Here is a 24,045-nt window from a genome sequence, read left to right on the forward strand (position 1 = left end):
AACTGTTTACACGTTCAATAATCTTAATTCCTCAGGCTTCACTGCTTCCACCCCATGACGCCACGATAATAAATTACTTTCCGGTTCATTACCCCGACTATCCGTCTGACAACTAAACATTCGATCAGGACGAGCCACTCCTAAACGTATATCCCGGAAAATAATAGCTTCAGGATTTTGTCCTTTCGGAAGTGTATCTACCTCTATATAGATTATTTCTATGTTCAAATCATCTCCGCTTACAGAAATTTCATATTCCCCGGAGACTATAAATGTCATTTGAATACAACCGGGACTAACTTCTATCCGAAAATCCGCCTCTTGTTGCCCATATTTGAACGGTACAAAACTTTCCAATCGCCAATAAATCGGATGCACTTTTTCTCCGGTTTTCCCGATGATCACACTTGCAGAACACCAATCTCCCTCATGCACTTGATACCCAAAAGCATTACTTACCATCATCCCGAACATCATCGTCAGGACGAACATTCCTTTAAAAATAATCGTTTTCATAACCGTCATTTTAAATTAATACAAACGCTGGCGCAAATCTCTCACTGTTGTAAATTTACAAAAAATAAATAATATATCTTTCATTCACAACAATATTTATGCATATTCACACGTAAATAGTATACATCATCCCTATATCCAAGGGAAATTCCAAGGTAACCACTGAATGATAAACGCTTACTCTCCCGTCATACATAAATTAAACTCTCGACAAAACCGTTCCCACTCGGTTGTATCTTGGTCATTACCCGGCTATAACTCGGCTTTAATCCCTTATTTCCCAATTACTACCCCGGTATTTCCCCAGCACAAAAGTAACACACGCGACCGGACAGGACATCACGGGACAAAAATGTATATTCATATCAAATCATCATTTCTCTAAATTTTCCATTCTAAAATCTAAAATCTAAAACCTAAAATCCGTAGCTTTGTTGGTGTATTTTCAATTTTCAATTATGAAAGAGATTGCCGACATCATAGAAGGAGAATTACGACAAGGTATTCCGGTCGAAATCACGGAATACAGCATTGACAGCCGTTCTATCATCACCCCGGAGCATACGCTGTTCTTTGCACTAAAAGGGAATAACCACAACGGTCACGATTACATACAAACGCTTTACTCTGATGGAATAAGGGCTTTCGTTATCAGTGAATACCGGGCAGAATTCGACCATCTTCCGGAAGCGAATTTCATCCTAGTTAAAGATGTCCTGACTGCCCTACAACAACTGGCTGCCTTTCATCGCCAACAATCACGGGCGGAAGTGATCGGTATCACGGGAAGTAACGGCAAAACTGTCGTGAAAGAGTGGTTATATCAATTATTGGCTAACGACCACGCCGTGTATCGCAGTCCCCGGAGTTACAACTCGCAAGTCGGCGTGCCGCTCTCTTTGCTGGGAATCGACACGAAAGCAGACATCGCCATTATCGAGGCAGGTATATCCCAAAAGGGAGAAATGCAACGACTCCAACATATGATTCGTCCGGATATCGGGATATTCACGCATCTGGGTGATGCCCACGACGAGAATTTCTCTTCCCGGGAAGAGAAACTGGCAGAAAAAGCCCGCCTGTTCACCACGTGCCGGTGGGTGATCGGACAAGCGGGAAATGTCATGCAATTCATCCGCACACAAGTACCAACCACCACTTCATTCTTCACGTGGAGCGAAGAAATTGAAGCCGACGTACAGGTGCAGACCGTGAATATTGCTCTCGACCACCGGGAAGTAAAAGTTACACACGGGCAACAGTCGTTCACTCTCGACATCCCGTTCGCCGACATCGCGTCATTCGAGAACTGCATGAACGCGGTCTGCGTTTTACTGCTGAAAAAATACGCCCCCGAAATCATCGTTTCCCGGGTAGCTCAACTTTCGGCAATAGCCATGCGCCTTGAAATCAAGGAAGGCATCAATAATTGTACGCTCGTGAATGACTACTATAACTCGGATCCTTCCTCGTTTCAGTTAGCCTTAAACATTCTGGCTACACAAGACACCTCGAAAGAACGGGTAGTCATCCTTTCCGATTTCATGGATTCCGGCAAAGAAGCCGACGATTTATATCCTTCCATTGCCGAAACGCTACGACAAGCCAATGTTTCACTATTTATCGGTATCGGGAAACATTTAAGTGACCACCGCCATGACTTCGCCCCCAATTCCCGCTTTTACGAGGACACGGAACATTTCCTGCGCCAAGAAGAACGGGAGAATTTCAAAGATCAGGTCATTCTGATTAAGGGGGCACGGGTATTCCAATTCGAGTTTATCGCCGGATTCCTGCAAAAACAATCCCACGGTACGATACTGGAAGTCGATCTGGACGCCATGGTTCATAACCTGAATCATTTCCGTTCCCTGACCGACGCGCACATCGCCGTCATGGTGAAAGCGTTCTCGTACGGAAGCGGCTCCCGGGAAATTGCCTCTCTATTGCAATACCATCGAGTGGACTATCTCATGGTGGCATTCGCGGACGAGGGCATTGAATTACGTGCCGCAGGAATTACCATTCCCATCGCCGTGATGAATCCCGAGCGGGAGGCGTTCGATAATATGGTCATGTTCAACCTCGAACCGGAAATATATGCCTTGGATATTCTTGAAGACTTCAACCGTTCACTGGCAAAACACGGCATCAAACGTTTTCCCGTGCATATCAAACTGAACACGGGCATGAACCGCTCCGGTTTTGACGAGAGAGATTTACCCCGGTTGTTAGACTTCTTCCGCTCGGAACGCTCCGTCTATATCCGGTCGATCTTCTCGCACCTCGCCGGAAGTGACGAAACGATACACGACAAATTCACGCTCGGTCAAATCCAGTTATTCGAGCGTATGACGGAACATATACAAGCCCGATTCGATTACAAGATATGGCGTCATATCTTGAACTCCGCAGGTATCGAACGTTTTCCGCAATACCATTTTGACATGGTGCGCCTCGGCATCGGACTACACGGGATCAGTGCCACCAATGCCCCCCTCCAACCCGTGAGCAGTTTCAAGACATACATCTCCTCTATCCGGGAAGTACCGGAAGGACAATCCATCGGGTACGGTCGTAAAAGCTTTACCACCCGTCCCTCCCGTATCGCGGTCATTACCGTGGGATACGCCGACGGTCTGAACCGCCACTTGAGCAATCGTGTCGGACACGTCTTCGTGAAAGGGAAACGGGTACCCATCATCGGGAATATCTGTATGGATACCTGCATGATCGACGTCACCGACACGGATGCCACCATCGGTGATGAAGTGGAAATATTCGGGAAACACATCCCCGTCACCGAATTGGCAGAACAACTGGGAACCATCCCTTATGAAATTCTCACGGGTATTTCCCACCGCGTAAAACGGGTATATTACAAGGAATAAAAACAAAACCCTTCCCAATGTTCTCTTTTAGAACCGGGAAGGGTTTTCCGCTGCATGTTTACGAGAAACTATTATTTTTCATAACGATCTCCCAAATGGTCGATCAATACAATATCCAATTCTGACCCTCGCACTTCACGAGCGATAATCTTTCCTTCTTTATCAAGGATCAAACAGAAAGGGACTCCATTCACTTTATATTTTGTTACCACGTCACCCGACCATCCCTTATTATCATTCAACTGTATCCATTTCATACCTTCCTCTTGAAGAGCCTTTTTCCAATCTTTATCCCGTTCATCAATCGAAACACTGATCATATTCAACCCGTCATTCCCCTTTCCATAGACATCGTACACGTGGCGCAAGTGAGGTATTTCTCCCCGACAGGGACCGCACCAAGAAGCCCAAAACTCCACCATATTGTATTGCCCGGGCTTCACGTAATCGGACAACTTCACCTCCTTGCCGTTCTCGTCCAACAAGTTAATATCCGTGTATTTCTCTCCAATAGCTGTAGGATAGAGAGTCTCAACGAACTCTTTCAATTGCTTGTACGCCGGAGTTTCATGCAAGGAAGCATCAATAATTGCCAACAAATTATCCATATCCGCTTTCGAGAGAGTCCCGCCAAATACTATATTTTGTGCGACATCTACCGCCACGGGCGAATTAGAATGGGTTTTCACAAAATTCATCTGCATTTGTTCCATTCCCTTTTGAGCATCCTGCATCTCCCGCACCAAAGCGATTCCCTCGCGGGTGTTAAACACGCCGTCGAGAGCCGGGAGATGGTAAACCTTCAAGTACTTATTCCATGCTTCATTATGCTTTACCCCGTACGGCTCCAATTCTTTCTGGAAGCCCATATACAAATCATGCGCAGGAGAACCGGTAATAGTCACCATTCCTTTCACTTTCCTCTTGAAACTCAATCTTGAAGGCAAAGAATCAATAGAGGGGCTATCGTAGCGAATATTCGTATTATCTATGAAGATATCCGTTCCACGTAAATCTTTCTCATAATCCTCTTTCAATTCAGGCGACAGATCAATCCATAACTGATAACGCACAGGAACATCCACTTTCCCTTTCAATACAAATTTACCATCTTTCACCACGGCAGAATCCACCGGGGTATCCCAATCATATAAATATGCCTTTATCCCGTCAGGAGTTCCCGGTACTGAACCGGAAATTCGGTAACCAACCTCTTGTTGACATGCAACAAACAAACCTAAACAAATAATCCCATACAGTATTTTCATTCCATTCATTTTTCAAATTTATTACTTAAAAATTCCATCAATATATTGATCTTCTGTATCTTATTTCTCATTTGCAACAACATTACCGTATTTGTTTTAAATCAAAAATAGGAAAACCCGTTCTTGCATCTAGTCAATAGTTACCGTTAACCAGGATTTGCCAAAAGTTTCCAAGTCAAGCTTCAAATTCTCTTTATAGTACTTTATCGTTAAATCATATTTCAATTTAACCAATGGATAATTATCCAATGCATTTTGTCTTTCCTCTAAAGGATTATTAACAATCCACGTCGCATAAGTTGTCATATCAAGAAACTGATATTTATCGGAGCCGGATTTAATCATTCCAAAAGGATCCACAAAACCATTGCTCATGAGAAAATCCATATTCAAATCACCATCTTCCGTGAACAGATTATCAAATACTTCTGATTGCTCCTCGTCCGTTGTATAATCATATAAATATTTTCCGGCACTTACATTTGCAAATTCACTCGGCACAGGCAAATAGTTATGAAAATATGTTGATGTCCTCGTTTCAAAATAAGCAGAAGTTATACTATATTTCCACAAATCCAATTGCTCTCCGATTTCATCAGTCATATCCCCCCAATAAATAATTCCCTGTTGAGCTTCATCCGTGTAAGCAATAGTCAATGGCCAAGGAAGATAATAGTCGTCTTGCACAAGATTACACTTTACCAAAACATGGCGTTTAGAAATACTTTTTGCTAAATCCTCCGGCAAAAGATCGAGAAACTTTATCATTAACTTCAAAAAAGATTCCGAAGTCATCTCGTCCGCAGCCTGCATCGGATAAATATCCGGGTTATAATATTCGGCATAATACTCAAACATAGCCGTCTGAGTCCACCCCACCGGAGTTCGTAATGCTTCGTCACCGGCCAAAGTATAATAAGTATGCAAATCATACTTCTGATACAAACTATAACACAGTTTCTGCGCCTCGGAAGGTCCGTCAGCAATTGCCGGGATTGGTCCGTCATACTCGTATTCCGATTTCAAAGAATCTTCGTCATGACATGCAATGAATGAAACGATCATTCCTAATAACAATATATATTTACTTTTCATATCTATAGTATTTATCTAGGATTAATACCTATTTCAGGATTAACATTCAGCTCTTTTTGAGGAATCTGCAACACATAACGAGGATCATTTTCTATCAATGACGCTTGCTGTGTTCCATAACCTCTACGCTCCATGACCGGACGGGTTGTACGCCGCAGATCGAACCAACGGTGTCCCTCGAAACAGAGTTCCAACCTTCTTTCCAACCAAACTCTATCAAGAATAGTGTTCTGTGTATAATCTTCCTCCCGCAATTCATTATAATCTTCCGCAATGTATTTTGCCTGTCGCAATGTATTTAAAGCGGCAATTGCATTTCCGAGTCCGCCACTCTTATGAGCGTAAGCCTCTGCCAAGATCAGATACATTTCTTCAGTCCGGATTACACGCGAATACCCTGTAGATCCGTTTATTTCAAACGTAAAATTACCAATAGGATAATCTATATATCGATTCTTGGCAAAAATATATTTGTACACCATTCCATCGTCACCAAACTCCCGGACTTGTCTTATAAAATAATTTTGACGTATATCACCATCCTCATACAAATTATGCAAATCCTCATTAACAGCAAAAGCAGTCATGTAACTACGCGCCGCAAAAGCCATGATATTTTCGGTAATTCCGCTTACAAACAACACATTCGAATTATCCACGGCTAAATAATCTTTCCCAGCCATTTGATCTGACATATAATAAGCACTTAAAACATCGCTGGCATTTATCGACGGATTTTGCAGATATGCCACATTCAAATCAAATAAACTCGAATTCTCCTTTAACACGAGATTCGCTTGTTCAATCGCCAAATCCCATTTCTGCATGTACAAGTAAACTCTAGCCAGCAAAGCTCTGGCAGAAAGAGCATTAAAACGGAGTTTCGTACCTCTGTCATATGGATTTTCCTCCATTAAACGAATACCTTCTTTCAAGTCTTCCTCTATAAGTACATATACTTTTTCCACCGTGCTACGCAAATAAGGCTTTCTATCCACATCTGTTGTCAAGTTAATAGGAATTCCCGGATCGGTCGCACAAGTTGACGGATTATATGCAGGAGCATACAAATTAACTAAATTGAAATACGAATAAGCCCTCAAAACATAAGCCTCCCCCTTCAAATTTCCCTGCAACTCTTTTGTTTTTTCCTCGTCTGTATTAATACCGGTTGCCTCATCTATATTTTCAAGCACCACGTTGGCATAATAAGCACTACTATAAAATGCTTCAAATGCTTTATCTCCATCCGGCATCGATGTTTCGTGACTGCTACTCCACGTGTAAGCACTCGCGTAAATATCAGCAGCACGAGTATTACTCAATGTAGCAGAAAACTCCGGAACCAAAGTCGCATCATCAGACAAAACGTCCAAATACGGCATAATTTGTTTCGAAATATATCCCCTGTTCAGCAATTGTTCGTAATCATCAATGGTCGTCGGCTTTAATTTATTCTGTGGTATTTCGTTCAGATAACTATTACAAGCACAACACAATACCCCCACCAACAACAAATTATATAAACTATTTTTTCTCATAACTCTTCGCTTTAAAAATTAACGTTCAAGCCAAATGTAAATGTTCGGGGCAAAGGCAATGCTCCATAACCATTTGTCGTGTAATTTACGGTCTCCGGATCATATCCTTTCAATTTTTTATTCGCCACCACAAACAAATTCTGGGCTTGAAATTTCAACGCAACATTTCCCATAGTACGACCGCCCAATACAATCTTATCCAACCACTTTCTAGGCAACTGATACTCCAGCATTAAATTCCTAAAACGCAGATAATCTCCCGGCACGACAGCCTCTTGACTCTTGTTATACATATCGATCACATATACATCTTCAGTTCCGACAGTTACGTAATTACTTCCCGTGTTCAAACGAGGAATTGTTTTCCCTGTGTTATCCTGCCCGGGACGCCAACGGTTCATAATGGATTTGTTTGCATTCTGTTCTCCGTCCGGATAGTTATCATAGGCTAACTGGGGTAAACGAACCACATTCTTCAAGCCGAAAGCAAACAACATGGATAGACTCAGATTCTTATAGCGAAGATTGGTGTTTATTCCTCCCGTCAAAATCGGATCACGCTCGCCTTCGTATTTTAAACCCGCCACATCCATCGGAATACTCAGGAATTCAGCATCATCCACACCGTAAATATTCCCGTCTGCAGCATAGAACGTCGGGGTTCCTCCCTCATCCAGTCCGGCAAAATGATACGAGAACATGGCATTCATCGCTTTTCCTTCCATCACATCACCCGGGGTATATGTACTTCTCACCAAATTTTTTGCTTGAGGCGTCACGTAAGATTTTGTTACCTTATTTTTCACGTATCCTAGGTTTAACGCCAATACCCAATCCCAATTATTCTTCTGTATTAACCTACCGGTCAGAGATATATCCACACCATGATTACGCATGTCTGCATAATTCACGTTACGTCCGCTAAAACCGGTTACAGAAGAAACATCCAAATAGGCAATTAAATCTTCACTCTTGTCCAAGTAATAGTCTACATCCAGCATTAACCTGTTCTTAAATAGTCCTAATTCCAACCCAATATTCAATGAAGATGTCGTTTCCCATTTCAAATCACGATCAGGAGCCTGTTGTATTTCCATTTCCAATAATCCGGTATTAGGATTAGGCGGTAAAGCAGAAGCTATTAATAAAGGACTACTGTCTTCCACGATATTCCCTCTCAACCCGAATGAAGCACGCAATGCCAAATTACTTAACCAATCTTCCTCTTTCAAGAAATCCTCCTCGCTTACTGTCCATTTCCCAGATACAGACCATAAAGGTAAATACCTATATTTCGGATTGGAACCAAAAAGATTTGACCCGTCAAAACGAATATTACCATTCAACACATAACGATCTTTATACATCAAAGACAAAACGCCGTAATAAGAAATATTCGATCTTTCCAACAAATCACGAGTAACCTTATTTCGTTTCAAATGCCCCGTTGTTGAACTTAATGAAGGCTCATAAAAAATTTCCCCTCTATCTTTATAATAGCCATAAGAATTTGTTGCCATCCCTTTATATTTCGTTGTCCGAAATTCTTGTCCAAGCATTACATCAATATTCAAATCTTGAACTAATGTCCCACGATACTCCAAGCTATTGCGGACTAAAGAAGTTCTCTGTTCATAAACAGTTTCATTAAATTCTCCTCCATTAGGCAATACGGAGTTTTTAATCAAATCTTTATCAGAAGTATCTCCATAATTATATCCTCTGATTTGAGCTATATAGTTACTGTATTCTGTTGCATAATCTATAGCCGTGGAATGGGAAGATGAATAACTGTACAATCCTTTATATTTCAAACCTCGGTAAAGATTAACTGATAAATCAACGATCCCCTTAACATCCGTCTGTGTACTTTCGCTGTGAGTGTTATTCAGTTCATTCAACACGTTGAACAACAACATTCCTCTTTGGGTACTCTGGTAATAATACAAACCGGAATCATCCCGTTCCGGAATTGCTCGAGAAGCAGAAACAGCATATTCAAAAGGATCAATAGCACTATGATAATTCTCCCGATCTCTACGACTTAATTGTAATAAAGCCCCTAAGTTAACACCTTGAAACAACTCACTATTTATTTTCAACATCCCATTATAATTCTGATAATTAGTGGATTTATCCACCCCATCTTCACCATTATAGCCTAAAGAAATATAGTAATCTGTCTTTTCCGATCCTCCGGAAATACTTAAATCATGAGTCTGAGTATATGCATTACGAAACAATATTTTAAACCAATCTGTATTTCTTTTTTCCATTGCCCGGGTTTCCCGATTCAAATCCTCTATTGACACATCTCCTAGGGCGTAAGCTTGCAATAATCCTTCCAAACCGCAAGTTCCCATGATCCAGAGTCCGTCTTCCGAGTATTGTCTGGTTAATTCGATCCTTTCTTTTGAATTCAATAAATCAAAATCATTATAACTCGGGCGAATACTTACCGCTGATGTATGTTGGTAGGAAATATTAAAACTATTTCTTTTACCGCGTTTAGTAGTTATAACAATAACCCCGTTGGCAGCACGAGTACCGTAAATTGCAGTTGCCGAAGCATCTTTTAACACCGTGATAGTTTCTATATCATTAGGACTTACACCACCAATAACAGTATTAAACATATTCATCACATCCGGACTATTCAAATCTGCAGCAGAAACAGGTACAGAATTTTCCAGAATAACACCATCCAATACCCATAAGGGTTCTGCATTTCCGGATATCGTTGAAGAACCTCTAATCCGAATCTTCGGAGCCGCACCCGGTCCTGCAGAAGTATTCACAACAGACAATCCCGGAACAACACCCTGCAACATCTGTTCGATACTGGATGCCCCGATAGTCTTCAAATCACTGGTTTTTACCGTCACCACGGAACTGGTCAAATTCCGTTTCTCGATCTGTTGATACCCCGTCACGACAATTTCACCCAAACTCTCGGCTTCATCTTCCATCATGATATTCAGACTCTTGTCTCCTTTCTTGAACATGACATCCTTGGTCTTCATTCCGATAAACGAGAATTGCAGTTTTACACTGTCTTGTTCTGCAATTTTCAATTGAAACTCACCTTTCTCGTCCGTCGCACATCCCAACTGGGTACCGACGATAAGCACCGTTACACCCGGAACCGGCTCTCCTTTCGTGTCTTTCACGACACCTTTTATTTCCATAAACTTCTCTTGCTGTTGTTCCGCAGGAACACCCGCGTAACGAACCATGATAATCTTATCCCGGAACGTGTACGTGAAACCGGTTCCTTTAAAAACACGGTCTAACACGGAAGTCACCGTTTCATCCTTGGCTTTTACGGTCAACTTGTCCAAGTTCACCGTCTGCTCGTTATTGAAAATAAAATGCAGGTTAGTCTGTCGTTGAATCTCACTGAACAACATGTCTACCGATACCTCCCGCAAGTCAAGATTCACTTTTTCTTGTTGAGCAAGGCTCTTGGCTGAAAGAGTGAAGGTGAAGCAACACATGAATAAAATAAAAATTTTCATAATCTTCCACATTTTTTGCCCGCGAGGTAAATAAACCCGAGAACATAATCGTTTTTTTTCCATACTTTTGTACTTTAATGTTAGTATTCTCAATAGGTAATGCTCGCAACATAAGCCTATTGTGTAATTATCATTTATGACGGGAAGTGCTCGCAACACTTCCCGCTGTTTTTATTCCGACACGATAACCGTGCGTCCTTTCACTGTAAAGTTTACTCGCGTAACCCCCGAAATCGCATCCAAAATAGTGGATATATCTTCATACCGTCCCAAATGCCCTGTAAAATGCAGGCTTCTCAAACTAGACGTTTGGTAAAACACGTCCACATCATACCACAAGGAAAGCGTGGTCATGATATCCTCAAGGCTCATTTTCTCGAAAGCGAAAACCCGATCTTTCCAAGCCACGTAAGGACGAACATCAACACTATTAATATTCATCGTCTGCTCCTGACTGTTATACAATGCCATTTGCCCCGGGCTCACCTCGTATTCCTTCCCGGAAACCGGTGTTTCTATCCCGATCTTTCCTTCCACCAAAACAGTCTGCACCTTTCCGGTGTAATGAGTATTCACGTTAAACGAAGTACCGTAAACCTTAATCTTCATGTCATCCACCACAACGTAAAACGGACGTTCCGCATCTTTCGCCACCTCAAAATATGCTTCCCCGGAAAAAGAAACCTCTCGCGAATCCGCACCAAAAGCAACCGGATAACGCAATATACTTCCCGAATTCAGATACACCATGGTCCCGTCGGCTAAAGTCACCGTGTATTCCCCGCCGCGAGGAACCTCCAACACGTTATACTCTGTTTCTCCCGCCGCAACCTGTTCCGGATACACCATTCCCGAGGCATCACTCTTCACGGCAACTCCTTTGGCAACATCCAATTGCTTTTCCTGTTCGGTTGACAATTCTATCACCCGGTTATCATTCAGGTGAAGAATAGCTTTCCCCTTGCCCGGGGTAATCTCGGCGATTTCTACACTTTGCTGCTGATCCGAGGCTGTATAGTTTCTCATATAATACGCGGCACCGATAATCATTAACGGTACCATCACGGCAGCCACAAACTTGTACCACGCCAAGCGATGCGATCTGTTTATCTCGATTTTCCCTTTCCGAACGACACTTCCCCATGCCAAGTCTTTATTCACATTCTCGAAAGTACTAAAATTCTGTCCCACGTTTTGCCCCTCACGGATTTCTCGCATGAATTTTTCCCGTGAAGGATCCTGCCGCAACCATTCCTCCAACTTCACCTCTTCCTCCTTCGATAAACCACCCACGAGGTAAAGTTGAATAAGTCGTATTATATTATCATCGTAATGCTTCATATCTCTGATGTTATTTTACACCAAAGACGACAACAACTTAAAAAAGGAGTATAAAAAATGAAGTTTTTTTCAAAGAAATTTCCAAACTACATGCAACCGGCTTGAAATAAAACATATAACAGATACGCTGTCCCCAATTTCTCACGGATATAACTCATCGCGTTCCGTTTTTGAGTCTTCACGGTCAGCTCTGATATTTGGAGAATTTCTGCAATCTCGCTATTCTTTTTCCCCTCCAGATAATACTTGAATACTTCCCTACACCGTTTAGGCAGTTCGTCCAGCACCTGATAAAGACGACGGTACACCTCATCCTTCATTAGCTCCAACTCGGGCTCTTCCCCGGGTTCCGTATGCCGAAGCGTGTATTTTATATATTTTCCCTCCACTTCTCGATGTTTCAGGAAATCCAAACAAGCATTCTTTACCGAATTATACAAGAAATTCTTGAAACCGTAATAAGAACTGTAGCAAGTGTCCCGTTCCCATATTTGCACGAACAAATCCTGCACTATATCCTCTGCCTCTTCCTGTCTTTCCACCCACTTCATGGCATACAAAACGAGATAACGATAGAAGCGGTCAAACAACTCTTTAAAAGCCTTAACCTCCTTCCGGTTTAACTGTTCTATCAATAACTCGTCCCCTAGCATACTAAATAGTATATTTTACACAGTTTTTCTGTGTCGAAAAATAGTAAAAAACTATCTTTGTACAAAATTTATATTAAAAAATAACAAGTCTATGAAACAAGGAATAACTCTTATCGCCTGCATAGTATTACTCTTACAAGCGAACTTCTCGTGGGCTCAATTCGACAAGTATTTCCACAACAAAACATTACGCATGGATTATGCCCATTGTGGCGATAGTCAGAATGAAGAAATTTATTTCGAGGAACTTCTCGAAGAACCCTACTGGGGTGGTTCTAAGGTTAATTTAATTGACACCATGTTCTACGGGAATTACTACGTGAACGTGTACGACGCAGCCACTAACCAACTTATCTATTCCCGCGGGTACTGCACCCTTTTCGGCGAATGGCAAACCACCGACGAGGCGAAGATAACACGCCGTTGTTGTCTGGAAACTGTCGTGATGCCCTTCCCGAAAAATGACGTTCGCATCGAGATATGTAGCCGGAACAAGAAAGGCAAACTCGTGAAGAAATTCGAATACGCCGTGGATGTTGACAGCTATTTTATCAAAAAGGATCGTCGCTTACAATACCCCACGTTCGACGTGCTCTACACCGGCAACCCCGCCCATAAAGTAGACATCGTACTTCTTCCCGAAGGATACACCGCGGAAGAAATGGAACAATTCAAAGCAGATTGCCAACGCTTCGTGGAAGGGTTATTCAGTTTCTCCCCTTATAAAGAGAATCGCAACCGCTTTAACGTCCGTGCCGTACTCGCCCCTTCACAAGAATCCGGCGTTGACATCCCCGGTGAATACATCTGGAAAAACACGATATTGAATTCGTCATTCTATACCTTCGATTCCGAACGGTATATCATGACTTACGATCACAAAAGCCTACGGGACCTTGCCGCCAATGTGCCTTACGACTTTATTTATATCATAGCCAATACCCAGAAATACGGCGGAGGCGCTATTTACAATCACTACGGCATCAGCATCAACGGTAACCTGCACGCCGCCAAAGTTTACGTCCACGAGTTCGGACATCTTTTTGCCGGTCTGGGCGACGAATATGTCGAAATCGGCAGTTCTTACAACGACATGTACCCCAAAGGCGTCGAACCTTGGGAACCCAACTTAACCACCCTTGTCAATTTCAACAAAAAATGGAAAGACATGCTCGACAAGGATACCCCGGTCCCGACTCCTATCGATCGCCAAAACCTGAAAAAACTCGGTGTCTATGAAGGCGGAGGTTACGTTGAAAAAGGAGTCTACCGTCCCGTTCCCGACTGCCTGATGAACACCCTGTCCGGCAACGACTTCTGTCCGGTTTGCACCCGTGCGATTAAGAAGCAAATAGATTTTTATACTCGATAACACCGTTATCACATTAAAACTGTACCTTCAAAGGAACAATTTATGCCCAAAAACGTTCTTTTGAAGGTACAATTTTATATATTTGCAAAAAACAAATTTATCATGGAAACACTTGTTCGGAATTACACTCGGTTGGTAGATTCAACACCCGTCAAATATCGTCGGTATCTATACGACGAAATCGACTGGCAAGATCGCTTGATTGGCATCACGGGAGCCCGCGGGACTGGAAAAACGACACTCTTGTTGCAACATATCAAAATGAATTTTCCGGACAGGAACAAAGCGATGTACGTGAGTCTCGACAATATCTGGTTTTCCAAGAATTCTCTCGTCGATCTTGTCGAACAATTCCACGCTTACGGGGGAACTCATCTATTCCTCGACGAAGTACACCGTTACCCGAACTGGTCTATCGAGATAAAAAATATTTATGACAGTTATCCCGAATTACATATCGTGTTCACAGGTTCTTCCATACTGGAAATATACAAATCGAATGCAGACCTCTCCCGAAGAGCCATTCACTATCACCTTCACGGTCTCTCGTTGCGGGAATACCTGAATTTCGAGAAAGACATTAACTATCCGGTTCTTTCCTTACCGGAAATTCTAAACGACCACGTGAACATCGCTTCCAGAATCACGTCAGAAATCAAGATCCTCCCCCTGTTTGACGATTACTTGAAACATGGATACTATCCGTTCTACAAAGAGAATGTCAAAAATTACTCCCTGCGCCTGCAAAACATCGTGAATACTATTTTAGATAACGATCTACCCGCCATCGAGAATATAGAATACACGACTCTATTGAAACTCAAAAAGATGTTGATGATCATTTCGTCCCTCGTTCCATTCTGTCCTAACATGACCTCTCTCAGTTCTGAAATAGAAACGAACAGGGCATCCACGATCAAATATCTTGGCTTCCTAGAAAAAGCGAGGTTAATAAAAATGATCTCGTCTTCCCAAAAAGGGATGAATTCTTTAAACAAACCTGAAAAAATCTATCTCGACAATACAAACCTGTTATATGCCCTAACAAGTTCCAATATCAATGACGGCAACAAACGGGAAACTTTTTTTGCCAATCAAATGAATGTCCTGCACCATTTAAATATCCCTCCCAAGGGAGACTTTATCATTGATGATACCTACACTTTTGAAATAGGGGGTAAAAATAAAACATATAATCAAATCAAAGATATCCCCGATAGCTACATCGCATTTGACAATGCCGAAATCGGCTTCGGGAATAAAATCCCGCTATGGCTATTTGGTATGACATACTGAGTGTTTTCCGAACAAAAAATCTCCCAACCTGTCAAATAAACAGGAGGGAGATTCACACACACTATTAAAATTATTACTTCCCGGTAAACGCCCATTCAGATTTATAAGCCCAACGAGAGGGACAGCGTTCTAATACCATACGCATTCGTAATGCTTGATCTACACTTACGCAATTCTTACGGCTATATGAATCCATCACATTAAATGATGTAAACCAGTCATATATACCTTCAGCATCTTCTCTATACAACCGCGTATTCTTATAAACACTTGAAGAATAATCACTATAGAAATAATAAGTATCCTCGCAAAAATCATTATCTCCATCAACCCAATCATCATTTTGATTCTGATCTGTAAACATCAATCCATAATACCCTCCTAACACTGTCGCTAAAGTAAAAGTATTTGTTCCCTGTACAGAAGGATTCAAAAATGTCATATAATTTATCAACACCCCAATGTCCAAACAACTTACCACATCAGATGCCGTAAATTCATCCTTTGTTGTTAAAGATAGACCGGGAATAGATGTCGCTTCATAATCTGAATATATATCTGTCGGGGCAGCCATTTTATAAGAATATGTACCGTATTCACTTGTATTCGTGGAGAATCTAGTCAACCAGATATTCAGATACCTTTGGGGGTTCCAAATACATGTACTTTTATACCGTACAATAAATTTGTTATAGCCCGTGGACAAATTACTTGAACTTGAACTTTCGTCCTCGATATATTTTATATTTGAAGCGGACAAATTTATTACATTCTTTCCCGCTTCCTGCAATTTCATTCCGGAAGGATTATAAACCGCTAATTTAAATGTCAATTTCACATTCCCGCCGTTCGGATCTGTTGTTATCCGTTTATTAAAAATATTATTTACCTCTTCCAAAACTTTTTCCATATATTCTTGAGAAATGTCATACGTCGGACCGGCCGATGCGGGAGGTAACAACATATGAAATACCACCGGCACAACAATTTCATCGTATGATTCATCCGGCAAATTTCGAACTGTTATTGCCAAACGATTACTTTCAATCGCACCTGCCTTCGCATAAAAATTTAAAACTGTTCCCGGATTTTCTGTTATCGTAGAATAGACATTCTCTTTTATTTCGTTCCCTGCTTGATCATATACCTTAACACATCCCTTTGGTAATTGGTCATCCGGGATCAGATACTCTTCCTCAACCATTTCGGAAATATACTCTCCTTCTTCATTTCTCTCATACTTCATCACGTTCTTTTTACCATAAACAAATGGATAAAATTCCATTTTTGCCTCCCCGTTAGGCAAAAGTGTTTTATGATCTGCTCGTAACTCGATCCTTGAAATATCATCTACAGATGCTTCAAAATCCAAAATTGCAGTTTCCTCTTTTGCACAAGCACAAAAAAGAATCGATATTAATATATATTGTAAAATCTTTTTCATATCACAACAATTTAATCTTCTTTACTTGCCGGCCAACCCGGGTTTTGAGAAATATTATTATACATCAATTCCGCTTCCTCCGGAATAGGTAGTGCATATCGGTAATCATTCGCTTCCAATGTATAGAATTGCGACATATTATCGTCATCCAAAGCCTCTCTAGTTACAGACACCCTCAAACGTTTCATATCCAACCACCGCATTTGTTCCTCTAAAGCAAACTCTTTACGCCGTTCCCGCAAAATCTCATCCAATACATTACTTCCTTGGAATCCCGCATACCCCGGAATCTTACTACTCTTAAATTCATTCAGCAGTAAAAGAGCCTCCGGAGCGTTTTGACGAGCCTTAGCCTCGGCTTCAATCAAAAGTAAATCCGAATACCTAAACAAAGGATGGGTTTCACTACATACATCTACACTTCCGCGACTCTGCAATTTCACCCAATAAGGAGTGTTATTTATAATTTTGAAAAAAACTGAAACACGAATATCTTCTGCATCATACATCGCAAACAATTCCGGGTTTACCCTTTGTTGCGGATCAGAGGGTGTACCCCAAGGAGCGTAATTATTTCCCCCGTCTCCCGGGTGAGCGATTCTTAACAAGGCAAATTGGTGAGGTTTATCCAACGTATAATAAGCTTGATCTGCCGGAGCGTAATTTAACTCTTTTTGTTCATCTACTGTATTTTCAATCCGTGCCCCATCACGAGCTTCTCGTGCATAAGTTTCCGCCTTACTCCAATCATCGGGTTCTCCGGCACATGATTCTGCTTTATATTGATAAATTTGCGCCAAAATTGCTTTAATAATTCGCTCATTATAGAATATATTCCACGAAATCTTAGGCACAGTTTCATATTCCAATACTTCCGTCAATTCATGAATCAAAGTCTTGTAAATATCTGTTTGCTTCCATCTGGCACTACCGCTAGTCACTTCGGCATCAAACGTCATCGGAATACCATAATTATTATTGTCATAAGGAGCAAAAAGAGCATTTAGTCTAAAAAGATAATATGCCCGAATCACTCTCGCTTCCCCGGAAATCCTTTCGTGTTCTGTTTTGTCATAATCCGGAACTTTACTCAAATCATTCAGCACATTATTCAAATATCCCACCGCCAGAAAAGTAGCCTTCCATGTCTGATTCGCAAACCGATAACTCTCCCAATTTCTAATTTCACTAAACTCATTCCTGTAAGTATATCCTCCACGGGCTGGACTATCCGTATTTTGGTTTACAAACCCCAACATCTCAACATCATCCGATGCCATTGCCGCACAGATATTCACGTATCTGGAAAAAGGATAAATAATTCTTCCTCCCGCATAATAAACAAGGTTATAACTTACCATTTGATTATAGCCACCTGCATTTGAATTTGCCGTTGCATACAAGAACAAACTCATAGCCTCTTTCACGTCTTCTGTCGTATAAATAACTTTTACATTTTTTGGCGGCATATCCAAAAAATCTTTACATCCGGTCATACAAAGACCTATTGTCAATATAAATAATAATATTCTCTTCATAATCATTTTGATTTTATATACCAATAGAAATTGACAGATTATATTTTCTTGCACTAGGATACCCGAATGCACCATTATTTTCCGGATCTATTCCCCTGTATTTAGTTAATGTAAAGGCATTAGACACGTTAAAATTCAAACGCATTCGCGTCAAACGCAACAAAGAACAAAGACGAGGGGAAAGATTATAACCCAAAGAAATATTCGTGCATTTCAGATAATTCCCTTTTTCAAATCTAAAATCGTAGATATCATATAAATAAGAAGAATTACTCTCCTGATATTTAGGCTTATCTGTAACATCTCCCGGTTTTCTCCATCGGTTAGCTTCCAGCGCTAACACATTCTGTGAAGTAGCATAAATATCTCCGCCACTTGTCATACTTTGGAATGATTGAATAAGATGACCTGCCATAAAGGAAAAATTAGCAGAAAGGCTGAGGCTTTTATAAGTAAATGAAGTACTGAAACCACCCGTATAAGGCGGATAACTTTCACCCAAAAATACTCTGGATAACATTTTCTCCTGCCCCGTCGGATTTGCATCCATATTCACCACGTAGCGTCCGTCCTTGTACAAACTCCCCAACTGGTTCCCTTCTTCATCCAAACGATCAATATACGCTAAAGCTCCTCCTGTTGCCGGATCCACTCCAGCGTATTTAAAACCATAATACGCAGATACCGATTCTCCCTCTATATATAAACTATACAAATAGCTCATATTGGAATGTACGCTCACGGGCAATTCATCCACACTCTTGTAATAAGTTTCTGTCACAACATTTTTGTTCGTTGCGAAATTAAAAGAAGTCGTCCAGCTAAAATCATCCGTTCGGATATTCAATGTTTTAAGCGAAAACTCCCAACCCGTGTTTCTCAACGATGCCACGTTTGCCTTGATACTCTTTTTCCCGGACGAATACCCCAGCATCTTGTCATCCAATAAATTCCTTGTATCATTATTATAATAATTCACGCTTACATTGATCCGGTTATTTACCAGCGAAGCATCGAATCCGAAATTACGATCTTCTTTCCGTTGCCACTTGATCGAAGGATTACCCGGTATGTATTCATCCATTAGCTCCATCCCATCATAATAATAAGCCGAATAATTTCTACTCATAAGTGAAAATGGCAATGCATTCCGGTCAATGCTTCCGGTAAATCCATAAGAAGCCCTCAGGGACAATTGATTCACAAACCACACGTCCTCCATGAAAGATTCGTTATGCAAATTCCATTTTCCACTCACGTTCCATAGCGGAGAGAAACGATTTTTTGTCCCGATAATATCCGCACCATCCAAACGTGCCGAACCGGCAACAATATAACGATCTTCATAACTATAAGATCCCGTGGCGAAGAAAGAAACGCTTCTGTCCTGTGATTCGCGATGGCTCCCTAAACTCGTGAAAGACACTTTCGAACTAATTTCTACACCTGTCAAATCCGGATATGTAGCAATACTGTATGTCGGATTCCACTCCGGAATCATGCTGGCAAAACTATAACCTTTCTGGGAAGACACTTCATGCCCGAGTAATATATTCACGTAATGCTTGTCAGAAAAGCCTCGTGCATAAGTCAACTGATTCCGAATGGTCCACCCTTGAGAACGGGAAGTAGACTCGGAGAGTTTACCTTTATTCAGATAATCCGGAGTCTCATTGTCGTATATATTTTTTACCCATGAAGTTAATTTGGAAGTATACGATCCGGGCAAAAGTTCGGACATCATATGATTGTTTGAATTTGACAATGTTCCCATTGTTGAAAACATCAGTCCCTCGATAATCTTAAATTCTAGTTTAAGATTCAACTGGTTACTTAAATAACGAGTCTTATTCGTGTTCTCGTTCAAATCTTTGAGAATATTGAAATCATATAAATACCCGTCACGAACAGTACTCAATTCTGATGTGTAACTTCTATCATACGCGTAATCCCCGTTTTCATCATAAAGACGTTCATACGGATTGGCATACGTGGCATATCGCAGAGGATTCACGGCAGATGCGGAACTACGGTCATTACGTAATGAACTTCTGACGTCAAAATAAATCCGTAACCATTTGTTGAAATCATGCGTGAAATTTAGTGAAGCACCCACCGATTCATATTTATTATTCGGCATCACGCCTTCTTGTGTCATGTAGGAAAGACTTCCGTAATACTGCGTCCGTTCATTTCCACCCGAAAGCGTCACACTATAATTCTGAGTTTGAGCAACCCGGAAAATTTCTTTAAACCAATCCGTATTAATCTTGCTTAACTTCTCAATTTCAGCTTCTGCCTCTGCCCGACCGATGATTCCGTTATCCGCATTACGAAGTAATTGTTGCACACGACCACTCAAATTATAAGAAGAAAAATCCTCGTAAATGCTTCTCTCGAAATCAACTTTCTGCCGGGAATTCATCATCACCAATCGATTCTCCGGGGCCTCGCTTAACCCGTAGGCTGCTTGAATATTGATGTAAGACTGCCCGACAGTCCCTCGTTTTGTTTTAATAACAATCACTCCATTCGCGGCACGGGCACCATAAATAGCCGTGGCGGCGGCATCCTTCAACACGGTAATACTCTCGATATCATCCGGGGATATATTCCCGATACCACTGGTCAACACCGTTTCCTGAAATTCGGTTCCCCCCATGCTAACCTCAGGCACATCCCCCTGTAAAGGCATTCCGTCAACAATCCACATCGGATCGGAACTTCCGGTCAAAGAGTTTATACCCCGGATACGAATTTGAGCCTGTGCTCCCGGACGCCCGGATATACTCATCGTAGTCACACCCGCCATAGTACCTTTTAAAATTTCTTCCACGCTGGTATATCCTTTATTCATAATATCCTTTGACGTTATCGTTTCCGTCGATCCCGTCATCCGCTCTTTCTTGATCTCTTGATAACCGGTTACCACCACTTCCTCCATCTCCGTTGCACTCTCTTCAAGAATAACCACGATCGGCTTATCCTGCTTTTTATAAACCACGTCTTTTATCTTCATCCCGATAAAAGAAAAGCGCAACACGATAGAATCCCGCTCCGGTATAGTCAACGTAAACTCACCTTTTACATCTGTAGCCACACCGACCGTAGTCCCTTTCAACACGACGGATACACCCGGTAATGTTTCACCTTTCTTGTCCTTCACGATACCTTTTATGATGATCTTTTTCACCTCATCGGGTATCGTCATTTTTCTTTCCGAGATCAAGATATAATTATCTTTCACTTGATACACGTACTTATCCCCCAAAACCTGTTCAAGAATTTCGTCCAATGTTCCGTTTTGCACATCCAACGCAACACTCTTTTTCACGTCTAAAATTGACGTATTATAAAAAAACTCGTAATGACTCTGCTTTTTAATTTGTTTAAAGATAGACTCGATCGTCCCGCTCTTCACATTGAAAATCTCCTGTGCCCCTTGGGAATAACAATCTTTACCCCAAACACTAGAGGCTGAAATCAATAATAATAAAAATAGATTTCGCATGTACCTCAAAATTTTACTGATCCATTTTTTTTTCATACATTTGTAATTAAAGTTCATGACTCATTCACGTACATCGTCTGGTAAACTTTTGCGTGAATGTTGTTATCCATAAAGACAGGGAGGGTGAGAGCTCCCTGTTTTTATTTATGTTCTACTAAAATATTCTTTCCGTTTATTTCGAATTTCACATCCGTGATTGTTTCTATCAATTCAAGTAAATAACTTGCCGAGCGATCTTTTTCCGCGGCTCCTGTAAAACGTAAATTCTGCAATGTACTATCCTCATAAGCCACGCTGCAATCATACCAACGATTCAGTTTGACCATAATATCCTCCAAACGCATATCCTCAAATTTGAAAATCCCCAACATCCATGAAATATAAAGCTCCGGATCAACCTCTTCCAACTTTACCTGCTTGTTCTCTTTATTATATTCAAACCTCATTCCCGGGGTAATATTAAACTCTTTTTGTTCATCACGTCCCCGCACGGATACTTTCCCGGCAACCAATGTTACTGAAGCCTCATGATCCGCCGTATAATCGGAAAGATTAAAAGAAGTACCCAGTACCCGTACATCAATATTCGCGGTATTCACGATAAAAGGTTTATCCGATTTAGCCACATCGAAATAAGCCTCCCCCGTCAATTTCACTTCCCGCACATCCCCCGCAAAAGCTACCGGATAAGTCAACGCAGAACAAGAATTCAATCGCACGCTCGACCCATCGGACAAAAGTACCCGGTATTCCCCTCCCGCGGGTACAGTGATCGTATTATAAAGGAGTTCCGATCTTTTTTCTGCTAAAGTGTAATCCAATATCTGCAAAGAATCATTCTTAATCATCGCACCCTCTTTATCCCGGATAATAGACACTTTATCCAAAGGTACTTCCCGACCGTCACTCAATCGCAACACCGCGATTCCTCTTGCCGGTAATATATCCTGTTTTGCTAACCCCGGTTGTTCTTGTTTCCGTGTTTCGTTAAAATAAAATACACCCGCCCCCACGATAAATAATATGGCAATCACCGCGGCATATCGAGAAAATACAAGTACACGACGCTTTTGGGTGATATTGCTTATCCTTCGATGAATGAAATACCACAATTGGGCTAATTTACCTTCGGGTATTTCCGGCAGGTTCTCGACATCATCATTGAATTGATCATACCAACGCATAACCTGTTCTTCTTCTTCAGGCGTACATTGATGCTCCCTGTATCTTTTTAAAAGATCATATATTTCTTTTGTCCCCATTTTTCACCTTCTTTTCCTATAAGACAGTTCCGGAGAGCAAAAAGTACTAAAAAGAAAATAAAAAATTTTTCTGTCTCACTTCATGTTGAAGTCTATGAAGTATATCACCTAACTGGTTTTTAATAGTTTGCTCCGAAACTGATAATTTCTCGGCAATCTCTTTTATGGATAAATTTTGTTCGTGACGAAGCATATACACGCATTGTAGCCGGGACGGGAAACCCGACACAATCCGTCGTATATTCTCGTTCAAATCTTCTGATACAATCTTTACCCACGTGTAATCGTCTGTTTCCTCCGGTGCGCATTTTCCCTGATACTTATCACGCACCTGTTCCTGTTTTATTGAATTAAGTATATGATTTCTCAACCAAATCAAAAGATAACCCTTCACGGAAGAAGTAACCAGAAAAGAACTCCTTTTCTCCCATACTTGTATAAAAAACTCCTGAAAAATATCATCCGCATCAAAGGAATTATTTACACGAGCGAGAATATTCCGATAAACCATATCGGAATAACGGGAATACAACTCGTGGAAAGCAGCAACACTCCCTTTCTTTATATCATTTACAATTTCAATGTCCGCTCTATCCGGCACAATCCTCTCTTTTTAGATAAATATTCGAACGATTAATGAGCTAAAAAAAGAGATATTCTTAATCTTCCGGACAGAACTCGTAAACATTGATAATTAGATAGAAAAAAAATCCAAGCTTCTTGGATAATGTTTAAAAATTAGATAATTTTGAAACTCATTAATCGTTCGTTTTTTGCGTTCAATATTTTCATGCCAAGT

Annotated in this window: 15 protein-coding genes; 3 read left to right on the forward strand and 12 right to left on the reverse strand. The window is 41.1% G+C overall.

What is annotated here, in order from left to right:
• Positions 1-6: 6 nt before the first annotated feature.
• Positions 7-516, reverse strand: coding sequence for a hypothetical protein (locus H8S64_RS18900; RefSeq protein WP_186978219.1), 510 nt, complete (start codon positions 514-516; stop codon positions 7-9).
• A gap of 458 nt (positions 517-974) precedes the next feature.
• On the opposite strand from H8S64_RS18900, the gene H8S64_RS18905 reads away from it, so the two are divergent.
• Positions 975-3,407 (forward strand): bifunctional UDP-N-acetylmuramoyl-tripeptide:D-alanyl-D-alanine ligase/alanine racemase, encoded by a 2,433-nt coding sequence (locus tag H8S64_RS18905; protein ID WP_186978221.1) that lies wholly within the window; start codon positions 975-977, stop codon positions 3,405-3,407.
• Positions 3,408-3,478: 71 nt separating this feature from the next.
• Here H8S64_RS18905 and H8S64_RS18910 read toward each other — a convergent pair whose 3' ends face one another.
• From H8S64_RS18910 to H8S64_RS18935, 6 genes are all read right to left on the reverse strand, one after another.
• The gene (locus tag H8S64_RS18910; RefSeq protein WP_186978223.1) at positions 3,479-4,675 is read right to left on the reverse strand and encodes a TlpA disulfide reductase family protein; all 1,197 of its coding nucleotides are present in this window, start codon (positions 4,673-4,675) and stop codon (positions 3,479-3,481) included.
• A gap of 129 nt (positions 4,676-4,804) precedes the next feature.
• Positions 4,805-5,770: a hypothetical protein gene (locus H8S64_RS18915; protein ID WP_186978225.1), complete on the reverse strand. Its 966-nt coding sequence runs from the start codon at positions 5,768-5,770 to the stop codon at positions 4,805-4,807.
• A gap of 11 nt (positions 5,771-5,781) precedes the next feature.
• Positions 5,782-7,311: a RagB/SusD family nutrient uptake outer membrane protein gene (locus H8S64_RS18920; RefSeq protein WP_186978227.1), complete on the reverse strand. Its 1,530-nt coding sequence runs from the start codon at positions 7,309-7,311 to the stop codon at positions 5,782-5,784.
• 11 nt (positions 7,312-7,322) lie between these two features.
• The gene (locus H8S64_RS18925; protein WP_186978229.1) at positions 7,323-10,829 is read right to left on the reverse strand and encodes a SusC/RagA family TonB-linked outer membrane protein; all 3,507 of its coding nucleotides are present in this window, start codon (positions 10,827-10,829) and stop codon (positions 7,323-7,325) included.
• Between the two features lie 171 nt (positions 10,830-11,000).
• Complete coding sequence (locus tag H8S64_RS18930) at positions 11,001-12,170, reverse strand: FecR family protein (RefSeq protein ID WP_186978231.1); 1,170 nt, start codon at positions 12,168-12,170, stop codon at positions 11,001-11,003.
• Positions 12,171-12,256: 86 nt separating this feature from the next.
• The gene (locus H8S64_RS18935) at positions 12,257-12,823 is read right to left on the reverse strand and encodes an RNA polymerase sigma-70 factor (protein ID WP_186978233.1); all 567 of its coding nucleotides are present in this window, start codon (positions 12,821-12,823) and stop codon (positions 12,257-12,259) included.
• A gap of 91 nt (positions 12,824-12,914) precedes the next feature.
• Here H8S64_RS18935 and H8S64_RS18940 point away from each other — a divergent pair, with 91 nt between their 5' ends.
• Both H8S64_RS18940 and H8S64_RS18945 read left to right on the forward strand, forming a co-directional pair.
• Positions 12,915-14,195, forward strand: coding sequence for a M64 family metallopeptidase (locus H8S64_RS18940; protein ID WP_186978234.1), 1,281 nt, complete (start codon positions 12,915-12,917; stop codon positions 14,193-14,195).
• Positions 14,196-14,297: 102 nt separating this feature from the next.
• Positions 14,298-15,491, forward strand: a complete 1,194-nt coding sequence (locus H8S64_RS18945; protein WP_186978236.1) for an ATP-binding protein — start codon at positions 14,298-14,300, stop codon at positions 15,489-15,491.
• A 73-nt stretch (positions 15,492-15,564) separates the two neighbouring features.
• Here the strand turns inward: H8S64_RS18945 and H8S64_RS18950 are convergent, their stop codons facing one another.
• From H8S64_RS18950 to H8S64_RS18970, 5 genes are all read right to left on the reverse strand, one after another.
• The gene (locus H8S64_RS18950; RefSeq protein ID WP_186978238.1) at positions 15,565-16,935 is read right to left on the reverse strand and encodes a hypothetical protein; all 1,371 of its coding nucleotides are present in this window, start codon (positions 16,933-16,935) and stop codon (positions 15,565-15,567) included.
• An 11-nt stretch (positions 16,936-16,946) separates the two neighbouring features.
• Entirely contained in the window at positions 16,947-18,473 is a 1,527-nt protein-coding gene (locus tag H8S64_RS18955) for a RagB/SusD family nutrient uptake outer membrane protein (protein ID WP_186978240.1), read from the reverse strand.
• Positions 18,474-18,486: 13 nt separating this feature from the next.
• Positions 18,487-21,984 (reverse strand): SusC/RagA family TonB-linked outer membrane protein, encoded by a 3,498-nt coding sequence (locus tag H8S64_RS18960; protein ID WP_186978243.1) that lies wholly within the window; start codon positions 21,982-21,984, stop codon positions 18,487-18,489.
• Positions 21,985-22,124: 140 nt separating this feature from the next.
• Positions 22,125-23,246, reverse strand: coding sequence for a FecR family protein (locus tag H8S64_RS18965; RefSeq protein WP_186978245.1), 1,122 nt, complete (start codon positions 23,244-23,246; stop codon positions 22,125-22,127).
• A gap of 46 nt (positions 23,247-23,292) precedes the next feature.
• Entirely contained in the window at positions 23,293-23,847 is a 555-nt protein-coding gene (locus tag H8S64_RS18970) for an RNA polymerase sigma factor (RefSeq protein WP_186978247.1), read from the reverse strand.
• Between the last annotated feature and the right edge of the window lie 198 nt (positions 23,848-24,045).

This window comes from Butyricimonas hominis (assembly GCF_014287455.1).
Taxonomy (GTDB): Bacteria; Bacteroidota; Bacteroidia; order Bacteroidales; family Marinifilaceae; genus Butyricimonas; species Butyricimonas muris.